General features: G+C 70.5%; 12 protein-coding genes. 2 read left to right on the top strand and 10 right to left on the bottom strand.

Annotated elements, in window-relative coordinates; translation table 11 throughout:
* Positions 1–36: 36 nt before the first annotated feature.
* A complete protein-coding gene (locus ACFY0T_RS41675; protein WP_388883381.1) occupies positions 37–1,794 on the top strand; it encodes an amylo-alpha-1,6-glucosidase in 1,758 nt (585 codons plus the stop codon).
* A 683-nt stretch (positions 1,795–2,477) separates the two neighbouring features.
* Here ACFY0T_RS41675 and ACFY0T_RS41670 read toward each other — a convergent pair.
* Entirely contained in the window at positions 2,478–6,974 is a 4,497-nt protein-coding gene (locus ACFY0T_RS41670) for a tetratricopeptide repeat protein (RefSeq protein WP_388883379.1), read from the bottom strand.
* A 6-nt stretch (positions 6,975–6,980) separates the two neighbouring features.
* Complete coding sequence (locus ACFY0T_RS41665) at positions 6,981–7,310, bottom strand: CU044_2847 family protein (protein WP_388883377.1); 330 nt, start codon at positions 7,308–7,310, stop codon at positions 6,981–6,983.
* A gap of 145 nt (positions 7,311–7,455) precedes the next feature.
* Between ACFY0T_RS41665 and ACFY0T_RS41660 the strand changes: the two genes are divergently transcribed.
* Complete coding sequence (locus ACFY0T_RS41660; RefSeq protein WP_388883375.1) at positions 7,456–8,409, top strand: hypothetical protein; 954 nt, start codon at positions 7,456–7,458, stop codon at positions 8,407–8,409.
* A gap of 88 nt (positions 8,410–8,497) precedes the next feature.
* Here the strand turns inward: ACFY0T_RS41660 and ACFY0T_RS41655 are convergent, their stop codons facing one another.
* The 8 genes from ACFY0T_RS41655 to ACFY0T_RS41620 all read right to left on the bottom strand — a co-directional run bounded on the left by ACFY0T_RS41655 (position 8,498) and on the right by ACFY0T_RS41620 (position 21,365).
* Positions 8,498–11,092, bottom strand: a complete 2,595-nt coding sequence (locus ACFY0T_RS41655) for an AAA family ATPase (RefSeq protein ID WP_388883373.1) — start codon at positions 11,090–11,092, stop codon at positions 8,498–8,500.
* A gap of 8 nt (positions 11,093–11,100) precedes the next feature.
* Positions 11,101–12,501 carry a hypothetical protein gene (locus ACFY0T_RS41650; RefSeq protein ID WP_388883371.1) on the bottom strand — a complete coding sequence of 467 codons (1,401 nt, stop codon included), beginning with the start codon at positions 12,499–12,501 and terminating at the stop codon, positions 11,101–11,103.
* Complete coding sequence (locus ACFY0T_RS41645) at positions 12,491–13,147, bottom strand: 4Fe-4S single cluster domain-containing protein (RefSeq protein WP_388883369.1); 657 nt, start codon at positions 13,145–13,147, stop codon at positions 12,491–12,493. The genes ACFY0T_RS41650 and ACFY0T_RS41645 overlap by 11 nt, the downstream gene beginning before the upstream one ends.
* On the bottom strand, positions 13,144–14,742 hold the full coding sequence (locus tag ACFY0T_RS41640; RefSeq protein WP_388883367.1) for a VWA domain-containing protein: 1,599 nt from the start codon (positions 14,740–14,742) through the stop codon (positions 13,144–13,146). Before ACFY0T_RS41640 ends, ACFY0T_RS41645 begins: the two co-directional genes overlap by 4 nt.
* Before the next feature lie 19 nt (positions 14,743–14,761).
* Positions 14,762–16,066 (bottom strand): hypothetical protein, encoded by a 1,305-nt coding sequence (locus ACFY0T_RS41635; RefSeq protein WP_388883365.1) that lies wholly within the window; start codon positions 16,064–16,066, stop codon positions 14,762–14,764.
* Positions 16,063–18,816: a hypothetical protein gene (locus tag ACFY0T_RS41630; protein WP_388883363.1), complete on the bottom strand. Its 2,754-nt coding sequence runs from the start codon at positions 18,814–18,816 to the stop codon at positions 16,063–16,065. The genes ACFY0T_RS41635 and ACFY0T_RS41630 overlap by 4 nt, the downstream gene beginning before the upstream one ends.
* Entirely contained in the window at positions 18,813–19,787 is a 975-nt protein-coding gene (locus ACFY0T_RS41625) for a hypothetical protein (protein WP_388883361.1), read from the bottom strand. The genes ACFY0T_RS41630 and ACFY0T_RS41625 overlap by 4 nt, the downstream gene beginning before the upstream one ends.
* Positions 19,788–20,084: 297 nt before the next feature.
* Positions 20,085–21,365, bottom strand: coding sequence for a hypothetical protein (locus ACFY0T_RS41620; RefSeq protein WP_388883359.1), 1,281 nt, complete (start codon positions 21,363–21,365; stop codon positions 20,085–20,087).
* Positions 21,366–22,147: the final 782 nt, after the last annotated feature.

Genomic DNA, 22,147 nt, shown 5'->3' with positions numbered 1-22,147 from the left:
CCAGGGACCCCCTGCTGAAGAAACGAGTATCGCTGCATGACCGCCGCCCGATCCGGCCCGGCCTTCTCCCTCCACGACATCCCATTCAGCACGCACGGATCCTGGTTCGGCATCTCCCCGGTCCTCGCGGAGAAGACGTACGCCGAAGATCTCCATCTGGTCTCCCACCAGAACGGCATGCACGCCGTCCTGCGCCTTGTCCCTCTCGACGCCACGACGGGCGACCGGGCAGAGACCCACGTCCAGGCGACACCGAGTCTGCTCAGCTGGATCCACGAGGGCGGGCGCATCGACCTCGCCTACGAGGCGTCGGACACCGTGCGCCTGCGGGGGGAGGGACCAGGACTGCGCATCACCGCTGCGGCTCAGACCCTGACGCCCTTCACGGGCACGTACTTCTTCCGCGACCCGGTGGACGGGGCGTACGTGTTCACCTCGTACGAGACCGGGCGTCGCTACCGGGTCACCGTCCTGTCGGGCGCCGTCGCGGAGGCCTCCGGCAGCCAGGCGCTGAGCAGTGCCGATCGCGGTCTCACGCTCACCGCCGCCGCCGACGGCACCTGGGAGGCAGCTGTCGAGGAACTCGACAGCGCCCGCCGCCCCTACGCCTCCTCGGCGACGTTCAGCCAGGTCGTGAGCACGGCGGAGCGCGCCTTCGGCGCCTTCGCCGACGCGGTGGCTCCCTGGCGTTCGTCTCGCACGCCGGCCGCCGAACTCGCCGCCTACGTCCTGTGGTCGGCGACGGTCGAGCCGGCGGGCCTGGTCACGCGGCCCGCGGTGCTGATGTCCAAGCACTGGATGGACAAGGTCTGGAGCTGGGACCACTGCTTCAACGCCCTCGCACTGGCGCCCGGAGCGCCCGCGCTGGCCTGGGACCAGTTCTCGTTGCCCTTCGACCACCAGGACGAGAGCGGGGCTCTGCCCGATTCGGTGACCCACTCAGAAATCCTGCACAACTTTGTCAAGCCCCCCATTCATGGCTGGGCTCTGGGGAATCTGCGCAGACGCCTCCCCGAGCCTCTCGGACGCGAGGAACTCGCCGAGGTCTACGACAGGTTGTGCCGCTGGACGGATTTCTGGCTCACCCGACGCCGCGCACCGGATGCCGCCCTGCCCCACTACCAGCACGGCAACGACAGCGGTTGGGACAACGCCACGACCTTCGACCCCGAACGCGTGGTCGTCACCGGCGACCTGGCCGCGTTCCTCGCTCTCCAGTTGCGCGAACTCGCCGCCGTGGCAACGGAACTCGGTCTTTCCGGTGAGGCCCGCCGGTGGACGCGCACCGCAGAGGCGACCCAAGCGGCCCTGCTCGACGAACTGTGGACGGGGGAGCGGTTCGTGGCGCGGGGCGCCGACAGCGGCGACACCTGGAGCAGCTCCAGCCTGCTTGATCTCATGCCGATCGTCCTGGGCGAGTACCTGCCCGAGAACGTCGCCAAGAGCCTGGCCACCCGGATCGAAAACCACCTGACCCCGTACGGACTAGCCACCGAACTGCCCACCTCACCGCACTACAGCGCCGACGGCTACTGGCGCGGCCCGATCTGGGCACCCGCCACGGTCCTCATCGAGGACGGTCTGCGCCGCGCCGGCCACCATCGCCTGGCGGACGAGACCAGCGCCCGCTTCCGGAGCCTGTGCGAAACCCACGGTTTCGCGGAGAACTTCGACGCCCTCAATGGCAGGGGCTTGCGCGACCGGGCATACACATGGACCGCCAGCAGCTACCTCCTCCTCGCCGAAGCCCATGAACTCCGGCACACGACACCCGCCGTACAGAACGGCAGATAGGAGACGACAGCGGGCGGGGCTCGCTCAGCTCAGCCAGTGGGGGATCAGCGCGCTCGTCGCACCGTTGCCATCGGAAGCCATCAGCGCGTCCGCGCTCCGTGCCGGGGCAGGCATGCTGCCAGGGAGCGGCCGTGCTCGGCGTTGAAGGAGCCCGCGCATGGTGGGCGCCGCTGGACTGAGTCGGCGTCAGGTCGGCTGCGAAGGGAGCGAGGAGAAAGACGCGGGCTCGCTCTGCGGTAGCGGGGTTCCTCCGGAGGCTTGCCCGCAGCATTTCGCGTGCAGGTGGTAGCCCGTCTGGCGTTGGTGGGTCCTCGCCCACCTGGCCGCTGCTGGGCAGATCTCCATCCACGGCACCTGTCGGCACCAACGAGGGTGCTGATCGTCGGGGCGGGACCCTCTGGTCTCGCGGCAGCCGCCGCACTGGCCGGCGGTCCTGAGGTCCTCACCTGCGTGGAGGTGCCGATTCCCGAGGTCGGCGACGACGAGATCCTGATCCGCGTGCACGCAACGGCCATCACCCGTTTGGCTGGCGCAGTCCTCCGAAGTCCAGTTCACCCGGGTTGCAGCGGAGGGGAACGGTCAGGAGTGGCCGGAGGCTGGCCAAGTCGCTCCGACAGGCGACCAGCCATTGGGCGGGGCGGAGGTCCTTTTTCCAGCGATGGGAGTGCGGCCCTTTGCCGTTTTCAGGCCGTTTCGTCCGGTGCGGGCGTGGTCTGCGGGCCGAGTCGAGCGAGGCCGGCGGTGGCGGAGGCTTGGACCGACTGGTCGTCGCTGTGCAGGGCCAGTTTGTACCAGTAGCGTGCCTCCTGGCGCTGACCCTCCGCAGCCGCCACGTCTCCGAGCAGAGCGATCACGGTGGAGGACAGCGGTGTGAACACTGGCTGGGGTCGGACAGAGGGGCCGGACGGGGTCTTCGGAGGGGCCGGGGACAACTCCAGCGCTGTGTTCGAGCTCTCGATCGACGCGGGTTCCTCGATGTCCTCGGCCAGCGGCGCGAGTACTTTCTGTGCCCGTATCACTTGCCCCTCCCGCCGCAACAGTTGGCCGTAGTCGTATCGGGCCTGCTCCTCGGTCTCCGGGTCACCGGCGGCGATGGCCAGCTCGAACCACCGGTAGGCCTGCTCCAGTCGTCGTTGGGTGGCGGCGATGCGCGCCAGCAGCAACAACGCCTCCGGCCGGTGCCCGGTGTCATCGGAGCCGGCGAGCGGGGTCAGTACCCGCTCAGCCTCCGCGTACTGCGTCTGCTTGACCAGCGTGCTGCCCAGGTAGCGCCGCACCATCGGTTCGAGGAGGGGATCGCCGTCGGCCAGCGCCGCCTCAAGAAGTTCGCGGGCCTTGTCCAGGTCGTCCGACGCGCGCCGTTCGACGCCGAGGAACGCGCGCGCCCGGGGGGCGGTCTCCTCGACGCCAGTCTCCAGGGTCCACTCGAACAGCTCGCGGGCCGACTGGATCTCTCCCATGTCCAACAGGTATTCACCCGTCCCGAGATAGGCGACGGCCATCGCCTCCGGATCCTCTGACGCCTCCGCGCCCGCCAGCAATTCCTCGGCGGCGTCCTCGTCGCCCTGGCGGAGCCGCATCACCCCGAGATAGGCGCGCGCCACGCCCGTCACGTCCGAGGGCTCGTCCGAGATCACCGACTGCAGCAGGTCGGCGGCCTGTTCCTCGTCACCGTCGTCCGCCAGGCACTTGGCCAGATAGAACCGGGCCAACTGGCGGACGTTCGGGAAGTCCTTCGCGGCGGCGGTGCGCAGCAGGTCCATGCCCTCGGTCCGGCCGTCACTGTAGATCAGGACCAGACCGAGCAGGGCCTGGGCCAGTGCTGCCGCCGTCTCGTGATCCGAGCGCGCAACGCCGCGCAACAGCGCTTCGGCGCGCCGGAACTCCCCCTCGTCGGCGAGCATGACGGCCAGGTCGAGACTCGCGATCAGCGACCACTGGGCATGCCCGGAGTCGATGGCGATGCGATAGGCGGCTTCGGCCTCCCGCAGCCGACGCAGTCGCGCCAACAGGTCGCCCAGCAGGTCGGCGGCGCGCGGCGCGTGCTCGGGGTGATCCGAACGCGCCACGCCGTCCAGCAGCTCGCGGGCCTGCTCCATGCGGTCCGCGCCGGAGAGCAACAGCGCCAGGTCGATGGTCGCGATCAGCGACCACTGGGTATGTCCGGAGTCGATGGCGATGCGATAGGCCGCCTCGGCTTCCTCCCGGCGTCCCAGTCCGCCCAGCATGTCGCCCAGTGAGTCGGCGGCGCGCGGGCCGTTCTCACGGTGGCCCGAATCGATCACGCTCTGCAGCAGGCGATGCGCGCCGTCCACGTCGTCCCGGTCGAAGGCGAGCGCCGCCAGTCCGATGCGGGCGGCTCCGGACCAGTCGGGATGACCGTCCGCGAGGGCGCGGTCGAACCACTCCTCGGCGACCTCCGCCTCCCCCAGCGAGGCGTACCACGCGCCCAGGGCATGGGCCGCGCGCGGTGTCTGGTCGGGATGATCCGCGTCCGCGACGGAACGCAGCAGTTCCGTGCCCGACTCGGTCTCGCTCTGCTGCAGCAGCAGCACTCCCAGGGTGACCCGGGCGACGGGCATCACCAGCGGATGACCGGAGCGCAATACCGCTTCCAGATGCTCGCGCGCCTCGTCGAGCCGGTCCTTGAGGATGAGCACCTCGCCGAGACCCGCCTGTGCCAGCGCGATGGCGTGGTACTGCCCGCTGTCGATCACGGAGCGCAGCATGGCCTCGGCCTGATCCAGCTTTCCCTGATTGATGAACAACCCGCCGAGGTTGGCCTCGGCGAGGGCAGAGATCATCTGACCGGAGACCGACTGACCGACAGCCCGGGACACGCTCCAGGGCTGCTCGGCCGGCAGCACCACAGGGGTGCCGTGCGCAGAGGTGTGCGGTTGTTCCGGTTTGGCCGACTGAGGAGAGGCCTTGCCGGGGCGGCGCACGGCGGCGAGGTCGCCCTCGTCGGTCATCATCCGGCCCATGTATGCCTTGGCCATCGGCGCGACCTCGTCGTCGCCGGAGGCGAGCACTGCCTGCAGCAGCAGTTGGGCTCGCTCGTGGTCGCCTTCGTTGACGAGGAGTCCGGCGAGTCCCACCTGTGCCATCCGAGCCACCTGGAGGTCGCTGCACGCGATGGACTCCTCCAGCAGAGTCCGGGCCCGCGCGCGGTCCGCCATGAGCATCAGCGCGCCTGCCAGTTCCACCCGGGCCAGTGGGGCGACGCTTTCGACGCCCGAGGAAGCGGCCTCCTCCAGCAGGGCCGCCGCCTGCTGGAACTCGTTGCGGTACAGGAGGAGTTGCCCGTGCATCAAGGCTGCCCAGGCCCGGCCGTCAGGCTCGACCCCCAGCTCCTCGGTGCTCTCCTGCGCTCCCTCGATGGCCTTGGGCTGCGTCCTGATCCGGACCAGTACGCGCTCGGCGATCACGGGCTCCTCGCGCACCAGCGCAGCGTAGGCGACGGACAGCAGGCCGGAGGGTGTGGCGAGGCCGGTCGCGTGCTCCCAGGCGAAGTCCGGCACCCCCGCCGTGGGATCGGTGGCCGCACGGGCGTCCAGGTACTCGGGGACGTAGGCGAACACCTGGTACGCCGGGTCCGCGTCCTTCCGTCGTATCTGCTGGAGCAGTGAGATCGTTCCGGCCACTGGCATGCGCGCCCACTCCACGCCCGCGCGGAACTCCGCGTCGCCGGCGTCCGCACTGGGATGGTGGACGGACATGTAGGCGAGGAAGAGCGCCTGCAGGGCCTCCGTGGGAACGGGGCCCTCCAACCCCATCCGGCGCCAGTCCGCGGCGGCCTTCGTGACTGCCCACCCCGGGGGGCAGCTTTCGATTCCGTCCCCCAGTCGTTCCTCCAGCATCGGCGCCGCGACCATCTGCTCACCGATGCCTCGCTCAGAGAAGTCTTCGCCGGGGTAGTACAGCTCGGCGAGGGCCCGTTCGGCCGGGTTCAGCAGATGGTGCAGGTTGATCCGCTTGGCGCGGGACAGCACGATCCTGGCTACCCGGCCCCCTTCGTTCTCCAGGGCGGTCAGCGCGGCGCGCTGCTTGGAGGACAGGGTGGCGACCACGGTCACCGGACGCTCGCGCTGCTTGAAGCGGTCGAGGACCTTGAGATCCAGGCCGCCCGGCTGGAGAAAGTGGTGCAGATCGTCCAGCCAGATCACCGCGGGATCGTGGCCGACCGGCAGCGGCAGCCGGCTCAGCTCTCCCGGCGCCGACCGGTCGGGCCTCGGCACGATGAGACGGGCCGTCGGCATTTTTTGGCGCAGCAGCTCGAACATCGTGCGCGATTTGCCCGCCTTGGAGCGGCCGACCAACAGGACGAAACGTGAGGGCGATTCGATCAGGGCCTTGGCCAGCGCATCGTCCTGCTGCCGCTTCACGTACTGGGCGGTTTCCGGGCTTTCGCTGTACTTGGACGGGGAGACGCCGATGTCCAGCGGATCCACCGCGCTGACCCGCGGAATCTCACCGTCTTCCGTCAGGGAGATGGCGAGCAGGCTCTCCAGGCGTCCGCGCAGTTCCTCCGTGGTGGTGTCGCGGACGTGCTCGGCCAGGTCGGGCCAGTAGTGGGCCAGCGCCTCCACGTTGATCGCGTACGCCGTGCGCCGATCGGTCTTGTCCACCGAGTCGCGGGTGACGAGCATGCCGACGACACCATCCGCGTCCACGTCCCACACCGGTGAACCGGAGAAGCCGCCCTCCACGGCCCATCCGGCCTGGGCGTTGGCCTCGACCTGGATCCACTCCCGCTCGGCAGGGCCGACGATCTCGCCGCGCACCGGAACCCCGCCGCGCGCATGGCCCTTCGGATACCCGTATGCGCGGAAGCGGTGGCCCCAGGTGCCAGGGGCGGTGGTGCGCAGCGGGGCAGGTTCCGCGTCGGGCGGGAGCGGGTCCTCCAGTTCCAGGACCGCGACATCGCCCCTGTTGTCGTCCGTCGCCGGATACCAGCCTGCCGGTACCACCCGGGCGGCCAGCGGCTCGGTGTGCTCGGCGTACTGGAACTGCACGAACACCCGGCCCTCGGGAATCCTCGTCACGCCCTTCCCGGCAGCGACATGGGCGCAGGTGAGGACGTGCTGCGGTGTGCAGAGCATGCCCGCGCCGTCCGGGGCCGCATCCCGGGAGCGGCGGATGCTCACCAGCCAGGGCGGCCGCTCACGGGCCGCGGACACCTGAAGTCACTCCTGCGATGCGGACGCGGGGCGCCGCCAGCACATCTTGACGGTGAAATGCCCTTCGACGGCCGACTTGGCGACCACCACGCCCGCCTCGGCGTTGAGCTTGATGCCGAACTCGATCTCGTGCTCGTCGGGCGCAAAGACGCGCAGCGAATCCACCACGGCGCGGATGCTGGGGCCCGTCGAGGCCAGCGCTTCGTTGAGCCGCCGACCCGCGTCGGCGATGCCGCCCGAGTCCCGGGAGATTTGCTCCAGGCCCGGTGAGTCGTCGTCCACCTCGACCACCAGAGACTCCCCGTCGGGTCCCTTGAACCGCACCAGCTCGCTCATGCCGCCCCCCTTGAGCCAGATCCATCCCTTTGCGAAGTGTAGTTGCGCATAAGCGAATTGCGCGGGCCTTTGCCGGGATACGCTTGAGTTCAGAGGCGGTTGCCCGAGCAGCCGCGCCGATGAGCGGCACGGAGCGGAGCCGGTCATGGACGAGGCCAAACGGGAAATCCAGTCGGCACTGACCACCGACGAGGGCGGTGCACAAGCCGCGCTGCGCGTACTGGGCTGGGCGCTGCGCTGGTCGGCCGAGGCCATACGTCAGGTCGACGGCGGAGCGGGTGGAACGTCCGCCCTGGAGACGATCTTTGCCTTCGACGACGCGCTCGCGCGGAGCGCGGAGCTCGGTGCCACACTGCCCCACCTCGTGGCAGCGGCGCGTCCCGGCGGCACGCTGCCCGAGCACCTCGCGCGACGCACCAGTGAACTGGCCGCGGAGGCGGAGCGAGTGAGCGCGTGCCGCGAGGAGTTGGAGAAGCTCACCGCCGGCGAGGAACAGCTGCGCGCCCGACTCACCGAGCATGAGCAGCTGCGACAGCGCGTTGACGAACTGCGGCGTTTGGAACGCCTGGTGGTGGCGCTGGACAGCCTTCGGGATCAGCAGGAGGCCATCGACGAGCGACTGCGCAGCCTGCGCGGCCGTGACGTCGGGATCGACGAGACGCTCCGGATCAGCGGCGACACGCTCGTCCAGCTGTCGAAGGACCAGCTGGAACTGCTCGCTCCGCAGACCCGCGAAGCCCTCGCGGGCGCTGACGAGGCGCAGCGGACGCTCGCCGCGGAGCAGCGGAAGCTGAACGAGGGCGCCGCCCAACTCGCCAAGGCCGGAGACCTGTTGGAGCAGATACGGGCGGAGCGCGGCGCACAGTTGGCCGGCCTTCGCCGCTACGCGCAGGCCACCCGTGATGTCGCGCGTGCGCTGGCCGAGTTCGGGGGCGCGTCGGGCAGCGGGACCGAACTGTCCCTCATGGACGTGGCGGCCGCGGCCGACAGGATCGAGAACCGGCTGCGCGACGTCGACAACGTCCTGCGCAGTGCTCTGGCGGAACGCGACGCCGCGGAGACGGACGGACGCCAGATCCTCAGCCGCACCGGCGACTGAGGAGCCCGAGGCCGACCGCTCGGGCGATCGAACAGCCGGACGTCACCCGCACCGGGAACGGGTCGCCGCACCGCCGCCGGACGAGTGGTCACCGGCGCCCGACGGGCGGATCGGGAACGTCCTCCGGCAGGAACGTGGTCAGGAACTCCTTGTCCGCGAGAGCACCGTCCGCCGACCGCGCGACCCGGCGGGCCAGCCGTCCCTCCATCAGCTCCAGCAGTTTGCGCACGGTACGCGCGTTCCCGAACTCCGCCGGACGTGTGGCCCGTTCGCCCTCCAGCCAGAGCGCGGCCCGTGCGGAGGCCCCCGCTGTCACCGTGCAGCCGTCGGTGGCTGCCATCCGGCGCAGGATCTCGACCAGCTCGGGCGTGGTGTAGTTGGGGAAGGGCACGGTGAACGTGAACCGCGACGCCAGGCCGGTGTTCATCCGCAGGAAGGTCTCCATCTCGCGGGGATAGCCGGCGGCCACGACCACGAGCCGGCCACGCCAGTGCTCCATCTCGCGGGTCAGCGTGTCGATCGCCTCCATGCCGTAGTCCCCGTGCATGGAGCCGGTCGTGAGGCTGTACGCCTCGTCGATGAACAGGACCCCGTCCAGCGCCGACCGCACCGCCTCGCGCACCTTGGGCGCGGTATGACCCAGGTATTCGCCCACCAGATCAGCCCGGGTGGTTTCCACCACATGGCCGCTGCGCAGCAGCCCCAGGCTGCGGAACATCTGGCCCGTCACGCGCGCCACGGTGGTCTTGCCGGTGCCCGGCGGTCCCACGAACAGCAAGTGGGGCGGAGGGAAGGTGCCGAGGTCGCGGGCTTGTCGAACTCTCAGCCGGTCGGCCAGACCGCCCAGGACTTCCTTGACGGGTGCCAGCCCGACCAACTCGTCCAGCGCGGCGAGCAGCTTGGCCGCGTCTGGAGCGGGCCGATCGAGATACGTGCGGTAGCGCTCGGGGATGTCCGACGTCTCCACCGGGCGACTCACCTCGCCCTGGATCCGCGCGGCCCAGGCGGTGTACACGGCGGTGGCCAGCGCCCGCATCGCGCGGGCGTTGCCGAACGTCGCGCTCCTGGTCTCGTACATCCCGCTGACGACCTGACGCAGGTGCTCGGTCACGGCGTCGCTCCAGCGCAGCCCGAGGCCCTCCAGAGAGCGGAGCAGGATCGCGAGCAGGACGTCCGGCCCGTAGTCGGGGAAGCGGATGATGTTGTCCTCGTCGAAGCGGCTGGTGAGCCCCGGGTTCGCCGCCAGGAACTCCGTCATCTTGTCCGGGTAGCCGGCCACGATGAGGACCAGGCGGTCACGGTCGTCCTCCATCCGCTTCAGCAGCGTCTGGATCGCCTCGTCACCGAAGCCGTCCCGCTGGTCGCTCAGCCCGTATGCCTCGTCGATGAAGAGCACCCCGCCCAGCGCCCTGTCCACGACCTCGTTGGTCATCCTGGCGGTCCCGCCGACATGGTCGGCGACCAGTTCACTCAGCGCGGGCTCGATGACATGACCGCGGCTGAGCACGCCCAGTTCCCGGTACATCTCTCCGATCAGCCGGGCGACCGTCGTCTTTCCGGTGCCGGGGTTGCCGGTGAACACCAGGTGCGGGGAAGCGGGCTCGGCAGCGGCACCCCGGCCCGCCGCACGTAGGTTGCGTTCGGCCAGGAGCCGTGCCCGCAGCCGGGCGACATGCTCCTGCACGGGTCCCAGGCCCGGCATCGCGATCAGCCTGGCCTCGGGACTGGTCCCGTCCGGCACCGCGGAGTCCACCCAGCGGCGTTCCTGCACCTCCTTGCGGCCCAGCAGCCCGTCCTCGTCGTGCAGTTCGCGCAGCTGCGCACGCCAGGCGCGGGCGCTCTGCGAGCGGGTGGCCATCGCCCTGATGACGGGGTCCAGCTCACGCCAGTCCGCGATGCGCAGCCCCTCCCGCAGCCGCAGTACCTGGACCAGACGCTCCAGTTCGGCGGCCTCCGGGTAACCGATGCCGACCGAGCCACGCCGGGCCGTGCCGTGGCGCTGCTCGTTGAGGAAGATCTCCAGGCGCGGGAAGGAGTCCCGGGACGCGACGAACTCGGCGACCTCGTCCAGGCTGCTCCGGCGGAACACCATCAGCCACAGGTTGCGGTCGTCGCCTTGCTGGGCCCAGTCGGCGAGTACGCCGGCCAAGTGCCGCCCGGCCTCGGTGTGCTGCAGGATCTCGTCGGCCTGGGCGAAGACGACGGCGGTGCGGTGCGTGTTCTGGCGAAGGTAGCCGTCGATCGTCATCACGCCGAACGGGTCCGACAACCCCCGCGTGGGTTCTGGCCGTTCCGGGGCGGTCGGCCGAGGCGGGTTCGTCTCCCCGTCCGCCGACCGCCTGCCGAATCCCGGTACCAGGGCTTGGCCCAGCGGCCCGCTGAGCGACGCGTTCCGCATCATCCCCGGCCGACGGGGCCGGGGCGCGCCGCCGCTGCGGGACAGTTCGCGGGAGACCGTGTCCCGGAAGTAGATGGGCCGGCGCAGCGAGCTGAAGGCGATGCGCGCGTATCCCTCCGCGTGGAGCAGTTGCCACAGCACCTCCTCCAGGGTGCGTACCCGGTAGTCCGGGCCGACGAAGATGTCGTCCACCCCGGTGCCGTAGACCAGCGTGAACGGCTCTCCGCTGCGCAGGCTGATGTCGGCGAACCGTTCGCCGAGGAAGCCCCTCCTGGGCCGTGTCATCCTCGCTCCTAGGACTGGGCGCGCCTGCGGGGAGCCGAGGCTGGACGACTGCGCCGTTGGGCCGGGGCCGGACGGCCGCGCTCTTCCAGGTTGAGGTCGCTTGGATCGGGAGCTCCGTGCTCGCTGACCGGAGCGGAGGCCCGGTGTCCATCGGAGGTCAGGGCTTCCTGGATCGACTCGGCCCGGCTGCGCAGTTCCGCCTCCGCGGTGGTGTCGTGGTCGTACGACAGCACGCGCAACACGCACTGCGCCGCGTCCTCGGGAGCCTGGTCGACCTCGACGAGGATGTGGTTGCCGTTCTCGTGCTGGAGTTTGGCGAGGTAGGCCCGACGCGGGTCGGCGGCGTCGTACACCCCGTCGACCAGGTCGTACGCCGCGATCTGAGCCAGGGTGTCCACGACGGCGTCCGCGAGGTTGACCCGGATCTGGGAAGCGAGCTGTCGCATCCCCGCCCGTTCCACGACGTCGCCCAGCCACTGCTCCAGACGGGGCGCTTCCTCGCTCCTGAGGGCCCGCAGCTCCTCGATGTCGGTGCTGTCGTCCCGGGCCCGCCGCAGGGCGGCCTCGACCTCCTGCTTCAGCTCGTCCAGTTCGCTCTCCGACCAGTAGTCGACGTCCAGGATGACGCCGTCCAGTGCCTCACCGCGCTCGCCCAGCACAGGGCGCACCGCGTTGCGTTCGATGAGGTGCCCCACGGTCACCAGCGCCTCGACCGCCTCGGAACGGGCGGCCCGGTGTGCCAGGTCGCGCTGTGTGATCTCCACACGCAGTTCGCTGAGCGCGTGATAGGTCTCCTGCGTCAGCGCGATCGCGGCGTCGTATCGGCCCTGGGCCACGTTTTCGCCCGCCGTGTCCAGCCGGTTGCGGAGTCTGTCCAGTTCACCGGGGGCGAAGCGCTCGTGGGGCAACTGCTCGGTGGAGCGGGCGATGGTCTGTGCGTCGGTCAGCCAGGTCCGCGCCGCTGCCTCGGCGCGTGTCCGGTCCTGTGTCAACTCTCCTACTTGTTCGGAGAGTTGAGCCATTTCCTTGCGTCGCTCGGCGCGCTCGGCAGCGATCTCGCGGCGCAGCGTGTCCTGTTGCGCCTCCAGCTGGGCGCGGGTCTCCTCGCGCAGCTGCCCGGCGGTCGACTCCAGCGCCCGTTGAAGCTCGTGCGCCTGCTGTCGCAGCCGCTGTGAGGTGTGCTCCTCCAGTCTCCTGGTCTGGTCGCTGAGACTGGACAGGGCCTGCTCGGTCTGGCGTTGACGTTCCTGGACCGGGGCGAACGCGCGGTCGATATCGGCCCGGGTCTGCTGCCGTACATCTTCGATCAAATTCGGCAGATTGCTCCGCACTTCCTTGAGCTGCTGCGCCTGGCGCTGGAGCCGGTACCACTCGGACTCGTCGACCTGGATCTTCTTCCTACCGCTCATGGTTGTCCTTCCAGAGGGTTGTGCGGGCGCGGACCGAGTCGACCGCCGCGTCGAAGGCCGCGATCAGGCCGGTGGGTGGGACTCCGATGAGCAGGGCGTTCTGGCCGTCCACGGCGATGTCGGCGCTGCGGGGACGGCTGTCGAAGTCGTAGCCGTAGCTGGTGAGACGGTCAGTCAGATGGTGGACTCGCTGGTTGGAACTCCCGCGCAGGCCCCGGCCGTCGTCCAGCCCAGCCACGTACAGGCCGTCGATGAGGACATCGACCTCTTCGAGCAGCCGCGCCACGCCGGGCGCGGGCGGCCTCGAGCGCAGCGCCTCCAGCCGATGTCCGGTGAAGCAGATCACCGAGATGTCGCGGACGGTGCGGGCCAGCCGGGCCAGCTCGGCGAGCCCGGCCGCCTGGAACATGGGCTCGCCGCCGCTGAAGGTGAGCCCGCCGACGGCGGGATCGCCGAGCAGCTCCGGGACCAGGTCCGCCGGGGCGACGAGGCGTGCCCGGCGCATCGGTATCCAGTCCGGGGACATGCACCCGCGGCAGTGGAAGGGACAGCCCTGCACCCACACCACCGAACGCCGCCCCGGTCCCAGGGCCGTGGTGCCTGTCCACGTGGCCGCTACGTTGAGGACCTCGTACGGGGCCGTCATCGCGGGCCGCCGACGGAGGAGCGACCCGGCTGTCCGGGCAGATACGAGAAGGAGATGCCGTTGATGACGACCTGGTCGCCGGGCGTGCAGACGGCGTTACTCTCCCGGTCGGGTGTTCCGTCCGGCGAGTAGCGGATGAGCAGATCGACCCGCGCCCCGCTGTCCGTCGCGCGCCGGTGCCCGTGGATACGGCCCCGGCCACCGACGCCCTGGGGCCGCAAGGTCATCCGTCGGCCGCTGAGCGGGATCCGGTCGCTCGCGTGGCCGCCCAGTGCGGGCCACAGGACCAGTTCGCCGTGCAGCCGGGGCCGGTTGGTGCGTAGCCAGAGCAGCCATCCGAGGAGCGTCACCAGGACGAGCGCGGCGACCCCGACGGGCAGCGTCTGGGCATGCCCCACCGTGGCCACCAGTGGCACTCGGGAGTCCGAGGACACCGTCGTCGGGATCCGCAGATCGACGTCCGGACTCAGTACCTCCGCCCAGGGAGAGGAGACCCGTCCGGTGACGCGCAGTTCGGCGTCGGTGTGTTTGGTGCGCCGTACCGGCACCGGATCCGCGTCGACGTGGCCGTGCACGGTGACGGGGAACGTTCGCGACTGACCGGGTTTCAGACTCACCCGGTCGGGGAGACCGCTCACCGTGGCGGACGGGTGGGCGAGCGTGGCGTCCAGCCCGGTGACCACCAGGGGGACGCGCCGACTGGTGGACGACAGAGTGAGCGTCGTGCGTGCCTCGCCGTCGGTCACGGCGAGCCGGTCGCGGCCGGACCAGGAGGCGGTGACGCCCCTGCCGATGTCGTGGCGGAGGAGGAGAGCGGCCTTGCGGGCTTGGGTCCGCTCACCGGCCCGCTCGAGGTACGCCGACAGGTCGTCCACGCCCTCGGGCCTGAGCACGGTGGTGGGCCGTACGACCGAGGAGAGCAGGTCCGCGCCGGAGGCCTGCGAACCGAGCGGGAGGGCGTAGCCGACCAGATCCGTGCGCTCGCCGATCTTCTTCGCCCGCTCGCGCAGCGTGTCCCATGGCGGCCCGGTGGACTCGGGGTACGCCGAGCCGTCCGGCGGATCGTGCTTACCGTCGGTCAACAGCACCACGGACGCGATGGATGAGACATCGTCGCGGTCCAATTCGTTCAGCGCTGCCTCAAGCACCGCGCCGATGTCCGTGTGCGCTCCGGGGCTGGGGGCCGGCGGCAACTGCGCCAGGATGTGCTCCGTGTTCCCGGGATTGCCGGCGTCCCCCTCGTACCGCAGCTGTGCATGGGTGTCGAAGGTGAACAGGGCGACATGGTCGTTCTTGGAGATGCTGTTCAGGAAGGGCCGCAGCGTGGACCTGACGGTGTCGTACCGCCCCTCCTGCGCCATGGACCCCGACGTGTCCACCAGGATCGTGTAATCGGCCGCTTGTTCCCCCATGCCCAGGCTGTCGTAGATCTCCTTGCGCGAAGGCGTGTCATCCTCGGGCAGGGCATGAGCCGTCCCGGCTACGCCGATGAGGACGACGGCGGCCGCCAGAGCGGTGCAGAGGCGCGCGGCGTGGAGTGCGCGGAGTCCGCGCAGCGTGCGCTTGCTCCGTCTGCGGATGTTGGTCCACTTCATGATTGCCCCCCGTGAATCGTCAACGCCGCACCCCCGTGAGATCGACCGGCAGTGGGCCCAGCGGCAGCTCGGTGCCCGCTCCGGCGCCCACGGGCTGCAGGACCAGATGGGCGATGCCCTCCACGGACAGGCGTATGCCGAGATGGCAGCGCTCGCCGGGGGAGCCCGGCGGAACGCGGACGGAACGCACCGGCACTCCAGCGCCCCCGGGCACGGCGCGCACGCTGACGACGACCTCGCGCTGCGCGCCCTGTGCGGCACGGATCCTGACACGCTGTCCGCCGGACTCGGCGAAGACCGGGGGAGCCCCCGGCTCCAGCGTTCCCGCGGGGCTGATCTCCAGCTCTTCGGTCCGCAGTTCGCCGGCGACCATGCGATGCGTGCCGACACAGACGGCGTGCGGATAGCGGTCGCCCGGGTCCACCAGCCCCGCCGCGACCAGCGCGGCCCCGAGTACGGCCGCGTGACACGGGTCCGTGCCCTCACCCGGCAGAGCGACGAGCTCGTGGCGCGCGCCGAGGTGATCGTGCAGCGGTGACAGCCGGGACAGGCCCCCGACGGCGACGAGGGAGGGCCTGCCGCCGACCCGGAAGCCGTCCAGGGCGGTGTCCAGCACGGTGGTCACGGCGGCCAGCGACCGACGGACCACCCCTGCCCTGACCTGCCGGTCCCCGAGCCAGTGCACGGTCGTGGAGTCGTACACGCCCGGGCTCCGCTCAGCCCTGGCGAGCAGTGATTGGAGGCGCTGCGCGGCACCGTCCTCACGGCGGACGGCTGCCAAGGCCGACAACGCGGCCGCGTCGGCGGGCAGTCCGGCATCGGCGAGCAGCGCCGCGTCGAATCCGTCGCCCAAGCCCTCGGCCGGAGCCCGGCTCACCGCGTCCACCAGCGCGACGCTGTGCCCGGTGACAGCGCACACCGAGATGTCGGCCGCCCGGGCGCCGAGGTCGCACACCACGTACCGGCCGTCCGCGGCCGAGCCGCTGTGTCTCAAGAGGGCCAGCACCGCGTGCGGGGTTCCCAGCGGCCGTAACTCCGGTGCGTCCGGGACCCCGGCGAACGCCGAGCCCAACTGCCGCGTCAGCTCCGCCTTCTCCCGCTGCGGAAGCACGACGACGATCCGCCGTACGGGGCCGTGGCGGGCGCGGAACGCGTCGTATGTCTCGGTGAGCGCGGTGACACGGGATCCGCGCGCGGTGGTGGAGAGGGCAAGGCCCTCGTCCGGGGTGCCTCCGGGCAGGTCCACGAGGCCTGGGGTGCTGCCGTCCGGCGCGACCCGGGCCACGCGGGCGTAGTGGGTGCCGATGTCGATGGCGAGGGTCATGAGCGGCCCCGACGTTTGTAAATGAAGCGTGGCATGCGTGATCTGCCATGCCCGCGCTGCGCGTCAGGAGGCGAGTTGTCGGAGTTGCCGAGGCGCTGGTCCAGTACGGGCATGACGTCCCTGACTCCGGAAGACGGCGGTCGGCCGGCGGCCTCCGGCGGGTACTGCGGACGTGGGTCGGCAGGGCGGGGCGAGCCGGTCTGCCGGGGGCCGCCGCCCGGTGCCACGGTCGGCGGTGGTGTGCTGGGGCCCCTGTTGACCGGGGGCGGCGGCGCTCCGGAACCGGCTCCGGGGAGCGACCGGATTTGCGCCCACCGTGCGGTCTCGGTCTCGCCGAACCGGCGCATCCGTTCCCGCAGACCGTTGCCGAACCCGTCGGCGAATACGGCGGCGTACAACTGCATGCCCAGCCGGCGGCCGGGCGACTCGTGGTCCAGACACCGGGCGAGACCGTCCACGGACGCGGGATCGCGGTCCCTCAGCCAGGGGGCGACCTCGCGCAGCGCCCGGGCCTGCAGTGGTCCCGACCGAGTCGCACGGACCAGCGCCCGGCTCAGCTCCTCGGCGGACGGCGAGGAGCCGACGACCGCACGCAGTTCGAGCTGTGCGGGGAGCCAGTCCAGGCCAGGCCGCCGACCCAGCTCACCGACCCACTCCTGCGGGAGGTCGAGGTCCAACCCGGTCTCGTATCCGCTCAGCCGCTCGGCGACGGCGTCCAGCACTGTCATGCGCAGGCTCTGCCGCCTCGCCGTCAAGGCGACGAGCGCCTCCCAGGCGGACTCCCCCGGAGGACGGTCCGGGGGGCCGAGCAGTGCCCTGACCACCTTGCGGTCCAGGTCGCCGAGTGCGGCCGGGGAGTCGAGCCGCTGGGCGAGCGTGGCCACATAGCGCTCGCGGTCGATGCGCAGTTCGGGCAGGCGGGGCATGGAGCCCTGGGCGACCTGCAGCAGATCCGCGGTGGCGGCGACCTCGGGTTCCAGCCCGGGGCCCGACGGAACGAGGCGTTTCAGCCAGTCGGAGAGCAGGCGTCGGTCGTCGTCCGCATCGGTGCCCACTGCCGTGGCCACGTCGAGCAGTTTGCGCCACAGCAGTTCCAGCACGGAGACCTGGCGGAAGCGGTCGGCGATCTCCATCGCGATCTTCCAGGCACGGTCGCCGAGTTCGGCGAATTGCCTGGCGTCCTCGGGGCGCGCGCCGGACGGCGGCAGTACGCCGACGAGCGCGCCGAGAAACCGTGGCCACGCGGCGAACTGCCCGCCCCCCTGCACCTCACGACGCGCGAGGCGATCGACGACCCGCAGGTCCAGGGTGTTGTTGTCCACGGTGTGGCTCAGCCATTCCAGACCGACCTCTCGCGAGTCCGCGAGTACGGCGTCGGCGGCTTCGGCGCCGGCCCCGAACTCCTGCTGCGCCGCCGAGATCAACTGGGCCCGCCAGACCGACCAGTTCCGCCCGGCACTCGGCTGTTCCGCGCCCACGACGGACCGGAGCAGGTCTCCGCAGGCCCCCGGAGTGCTCGCCTCGGCCTCCTGGGCGAGGCGCAGCCACTCCAGGGCCCGGCCGAATGACTCCTTCGACGGTGGCTCGCTGCTGAGATCCGCCGCCAGACAGTCACTCAGCTGCGGGTGCCACAGCGTGAGCAGGGCGCTGCGCGCCTCCGCCGCGTCCTCGGGAACGCGGCGCTGGGCGGAGCAGTGGGCGAGAAAGAGGAACAGTTGCCGGATCTTCGCATCGTCCTGGCCTGCGGACTGCCGTTGGAGGACGTACCTGACCCGGGCCGGATCGCCCCGTCCTTCGGCGATCTCCGCGAGTACGGCGTCCATCAGATCGATCTCGCGCAGTCGGCGGACGGCCAGGTCGCCCTCCGAGAAGGCCAACGGCTGTGCCGCACACAGGAGATGGGACACCAGCTCGGCGGTCCCGCCCTTCTTGAGCCGCAGTCTGCGCAGTTCATGCAGATACGTGCTCGCCGTGGCCCCGGCCGGTTCCCGCGGCACCGGACCGCCGAGGACGACCTCCCACTGGGAGGGCCGGGCGCGCAGCGCGAAGACGAGGCCGAGCTTGTGCTCCGCGCGGTGTCCGGCCCAGGTCGCCGCGCTCAGCCAGACCCGGCAGCCGTAGGGCAGCAGAGCGCATACGGCGTCCAGGATCAACACCCGCCTGTTGACGTCCGGTGGCTCGGCCCCGTACGGCAGGGTGATCACGACCTGCCTGCCGTCCAGCAGCAGCGCGGCCACACCGGACGACCAGTCGAAGCCGAGTTCGTCGACGGTCTCGGCCAGCTCCAGCACGGTGGTGCGGCGTGCGTCGAGTGGCAGTTCTGGGCGAGACCCCGCACCGGACCCCGTGGCGTCGACGACCGTCCAGTCCGCGGCCTCGACCGCACGGTCCAGGGCCGTCCAGGTCAGGCCCGTACGGGAGACCGTCACCCAGTCCAGCAACGTGAGGTACGACGAGTAACTGGGCCGGCCGGTGCCGTCCCGGATGCCGTCCCATCGCGTCTCCACCCTGGCCGACACGGTGGACGGCTCGCCCTCCACCGCACTGAGGAACACCCGCCAGGGAAGCGCGTCCGGGGCGCCCGGATGTTCGCCTTCCGGGTTCGCTGTGACCGAGCCCAGCAGATAGCTCGCGGCGCGCTCGCGCGGCAGGCTGCCGGCCAGCACCTCATACCCCATGACCTCGCCCGGGCGTTTGCCGAGCACGGCCCACTGCGCGAACAGCCGGCGTTCACCGGAATCCGTACTCACGACCGACGCCACCTTCGTCGACGGTCGCCACGGATCTTGCGCTCGAGGTCGATGAGGGGGTCGAGGACGTTGATGGGCACGGGCGACGTGCAGATACGGGGCACTCCCTCGACGATTTCCACGTTGGCGTAGTTGCGGTAGTCGAAGATGTTCTGTGGGTTGAGGCGGAAGCCGATGGCGGAGGACGCGTAGTACGAGATGCGGTCGTGGTGGAAGAAGTTCTGCAGCCCGTCGCGCACCAGCCGTGCCGTGTTGCCGCGGAAGTCGTCGCAGATCCAGTCGAAGTAGGCGCTGCCCAGATGGGCGGGAACACGCGGCAGCCGGGATCCGGTCTGGTCCTGGGTCACCCACTGAGCCTCGACCGATGGCCGGAAGACGTTGGGGTGATCGAACTTGGTCACGCAGACGGCCACATAGTGGGGAAGCCGGCTGCGGTGGAAACGGCCCTCGTCACGGATCCGTGTGCTGATCTGATTGAGGGTCGCATAGAAGTAGTCGATGCTCCGCGTGCCCTCCTCGGCGTCCAGCAGTGGGTCGAAGAGGTACACCAGGCCCTGAGAACGCGCGAGGTGGTCGACGGCCGCCGGATCCACTCGGCCGGTGGTGCGCGTCCCGAAGGCCTCGCCCTTGATGTCCTGGATCTCCAGGACAAAGCTGACGTCGCGACCGCGTGGCCGCAGGGCGCTGAGGCCACGTTCCTCACCGGTGAAGGACCAGCTCAATCCGGTGGTGGCGAACGTGGCGGCGGGGAAGGTCCGCTGGGTCGTCAGCTGCGTCACGCTTTCGACGAGGAAGTCGTTGGCGTCCTGAGTCAGGCCGCCCACCACCCAGTTGGCGTCACCGTGCCGCTGCTGTTGCATGGCGGCGACGGGCAGTGCGGCCAGGTAGGTCGTCTTGCCGGACCCGGGCGCACCCCACAGGCCGATCCGTACCGGGTCCGGAGCGGGAGTGCCAGCCCGGCGCTGGGGCACGGGAATGGGCAGTGGTTCCAGATTTCCGTCCGGCAGGTCATAGGGGGACAGGGGTACACCGTAGGGCGGTGTATTCGGTTGCTGAGGTTGGGTTTGGGGCTGTGGTTGAGCCGGGGGCGGGGGCTGGGGCCAGACCGTGCCGGAGGGGGGTGCCTCGGGGAACCTTCCGGGTGCCGGAGACAGCGGAGTTCCCGAGGCGCGAGGGCGCTCGGGAGGCGGGCCGTCCGGGGTGTCCTTCTCCGGGTCGAATCCACTCGTGGTCATTGTCCGTCCTCTCCTCACGCCACAAGCGACGTGTCACAGCAGGGGCTCCGCGAAGGCCAGCGGGCAGGAGGGGCCCTCGGTGCACCAAGGCGGGGCCAGCGCCCGGGCGACGTCCCGCGCCGAGTCCGTGCCGGGGCGGAACGACCCCTGGGCCGCCAACTCGCGCCAGGACTCGTCGTTGTGCCGTTGCAGCCCGAGCCCGGTGCGGTCGCGCGAGGGGGGCTCGGTCGACGGGTCTGCCCTGGTGACCACGCGTACGCCCTGTTCGCGCAGGCGCCGGAGCTGATCTCGCCAGTCGATGCCGTACGTGCAGGCGGGAACCAGGCCCACCTGTTCGGGCAGGCAGGGGGGACGCCTGCCCAATACCAGGAGCACCTTGTGCGATCGGTCGCGGGCACCCGGGCGGTCGGCCGTCAGGGGGACGGCGGCCTGGAGCGCGTCCTCCAGGGCTGACGCGCTGTCCCGCACGCGCCGTACGGGGCGCCAGGTGCCGATGGCTGTGAGCGCCGAGGCCGGAGGCGACGGCGGCACCCTCAGTACCAGTGCGGGGGTTCGCGCGTACTGGTTCTTCGACAGGTGGTCGTAGTAGCCGACGGCACCCACGCGCAGCCTGTCGTGGCCCCTTTGACTGGCCTTCAGATGTCCGACGAGTTCGCGCAGAAAGGCGATGCGTTCGGCGGCCTCCTCGACGGTGGCACCGGCCAGTTCGATCGCGCACACCAGGTGCAGCGGCGGTGGCGGAAGGACGCGTCCGGTCACGCCCCTGGCCAGCGCAGTCACATCGACCGCCGCGATCCCGTTGATCTGCCCGGTCAGTTGGGTGCCGTCGGAGGCGAGGACGTCGATCGCGCCCGGGCCGTTAAGAACGAAGGAGACTTCCGTGGAACCGAGTGCGGGCAGGGCGATGCGGTGGACCGAGAGAACGGTCGGCGCGGTGTCTTCGGCCTGATGGCCTCCCGCCAACAGTGGAAGAGCCGCTGCGGCGTTGTCGGTGGGGCCGCCGTGCAGGATCACTCGTGCGGTGACCGCTCCGTCGGGCGGGACACGGGTCCCGGCGGCGAACAGTACCTGTTCCACCACGCGGACTTCGCCGCCACGTGGGTCCGCTCGCGCGGCGAGCAGAACGTGATCGACGAGCAGGGGCGCGGCGTTCAGCATCCGCAGCACGCGCTGCCCTGGCCCGGTGCCCGCGGCGGCCGGAGCCCGCCGCAGTTCGACGCGGATGTCACGCTTCGCGAGCAACAGTTCGGCGGCGCGGTCCAAGAGGGTCCAGCCCGGCCTGCTGCGGACCAGGACCACCACAGTGCCGGGCACCACAGTGACTTGCTCATTCAGCCAATGGTCGACAGCAGTGTCGAAGTCTTCACGGTCTACCGGAGGCAGTGATCCGATTCCGCCGGCCAGCTGGAACCTTCGGACATCCTCCGCGGCATCGAATGATGGGGCAAGGGCCCGCCATTCGACACCTTGTTCGCTTAACTTTCGCGGGATACCGTTCCTGTCGCTGGTTGTTATGGTGACACTCGCGCGGTCGGCGTCGAATTCTATGAATAGCAATTCGGAAATTCGTCCGGTAGCCAGCTCGAAGAGGATCTGTGGCCAGTCGGTCGGATCCTCTCCTGGGCCGCTCTCGGCCGTTACTTCGGCTTGGGTGAAGGCCGTTCGGTCCAGATGAGCTGCCGGCCCGCCACGGATTACCCGCTCGAGTTCGTCGAGACCCTTGCGTGGGGCCCGTGATCGACGTGCGGCGGCGACGTCCCACGCGTGCGCGGCTGCCTCGAAGGCTGTCAGCGCGTCCTTGCGATCCTCGTCGGTGGCCTCTCCCAGCACGTGGTCGCTGCGCAGCTGCCAACGGCAGACCGGGCACAACTCGGTTCCCTCGTCCGGACTCTTGCACACCGGGCATGGGGACCCATCGAGAATCCTCGCGTTGTGCCGTGGCTGCCTGTCGCGTGGTGCGGGCGTGGCCGATCTGTAGGAATGATGCTGCTCGACCATGACACCCCTGCCCCCTGCGTGACCATGATCAGCCCATGGCGGATAGGTCGCGCGCGTCGCATTTCGCCCCCCGTGAACGCACTGAGAGATCAGTGCGC

Source organism: Streptomyces sp. NPDC001530 (genome assembly GCF_042894545.1).
Taxonomy (GTDB): Bacteria; Actinomycetota; Actinomycetes; order Streptomycetales; family Streptomycetaceae; genus Streptomyces.
Note: the sequence above shows the minus strand (reverse complement) of the source record. Positions and strands in the feature narration are given on the sequence as shown.

Bases quoted from the DNA above. Each gene is read 5' to 3' on its own strand.
- ACFY0T_RS41675 (WP_388883381.1), top strand. From the start codon at position 37: ATGACCGCCGCCCGATCCGGCCCGGCCTTCTCCCTCCACGACATCCCA.
- ACFY0T_RS41665 (WP_388883377.1), bottom strand. From the start codon at position 7,310: ATGAGCGAGCTGGTGCGGTTCAAGGGACCCGACGGGGAGTCTCTGGTG.
- ACFY0T_RS41660 (WP_388883375.1), top strand. From the start codon at position 7,456: ATGGACGAGGCCAAACGGGAAATCCAGTCGGCACTGACCACCGACGAG.
- ACFY0T_RS41655 (WP_388883373.1), bottom strand. From the start codon at position 11,092: ATGACACGGCCCAGGAGGGGCTTCCTCGGCGAACGGTTCGCCGACATC.
- ACFY0T_RS41650 (WP_388883371.1), bottom strand. From the start codon at position 12,501: ATGAGCGGTAGGAAGAAGATCCAGGTCGACGAGTCCGAGTGGTACCGG.
- ACFY0T_RS41645 (WP_388883369.1), bottom strand. From the start codon at position 13,147: ATGACGGCCCCGTACGAGGTCCTCAACGTAGCGGCCACGTGGACAGGC.
- ACFY0T_RS41640 (WP_388883367.1), bottom strand. From the start codon at position 14,742: ATGAAGTGGACCAACATCCGCAGACGGAGCAAGCGCACGCTGCGCGGA.
- ACFY0T_RS41635 (WP_388883365.1), bottom strand. From the start codon at position 16,066: ATGACCCTCGCCATCGACATCGGCACCCACTACGCCCGCGTGGCCCGG.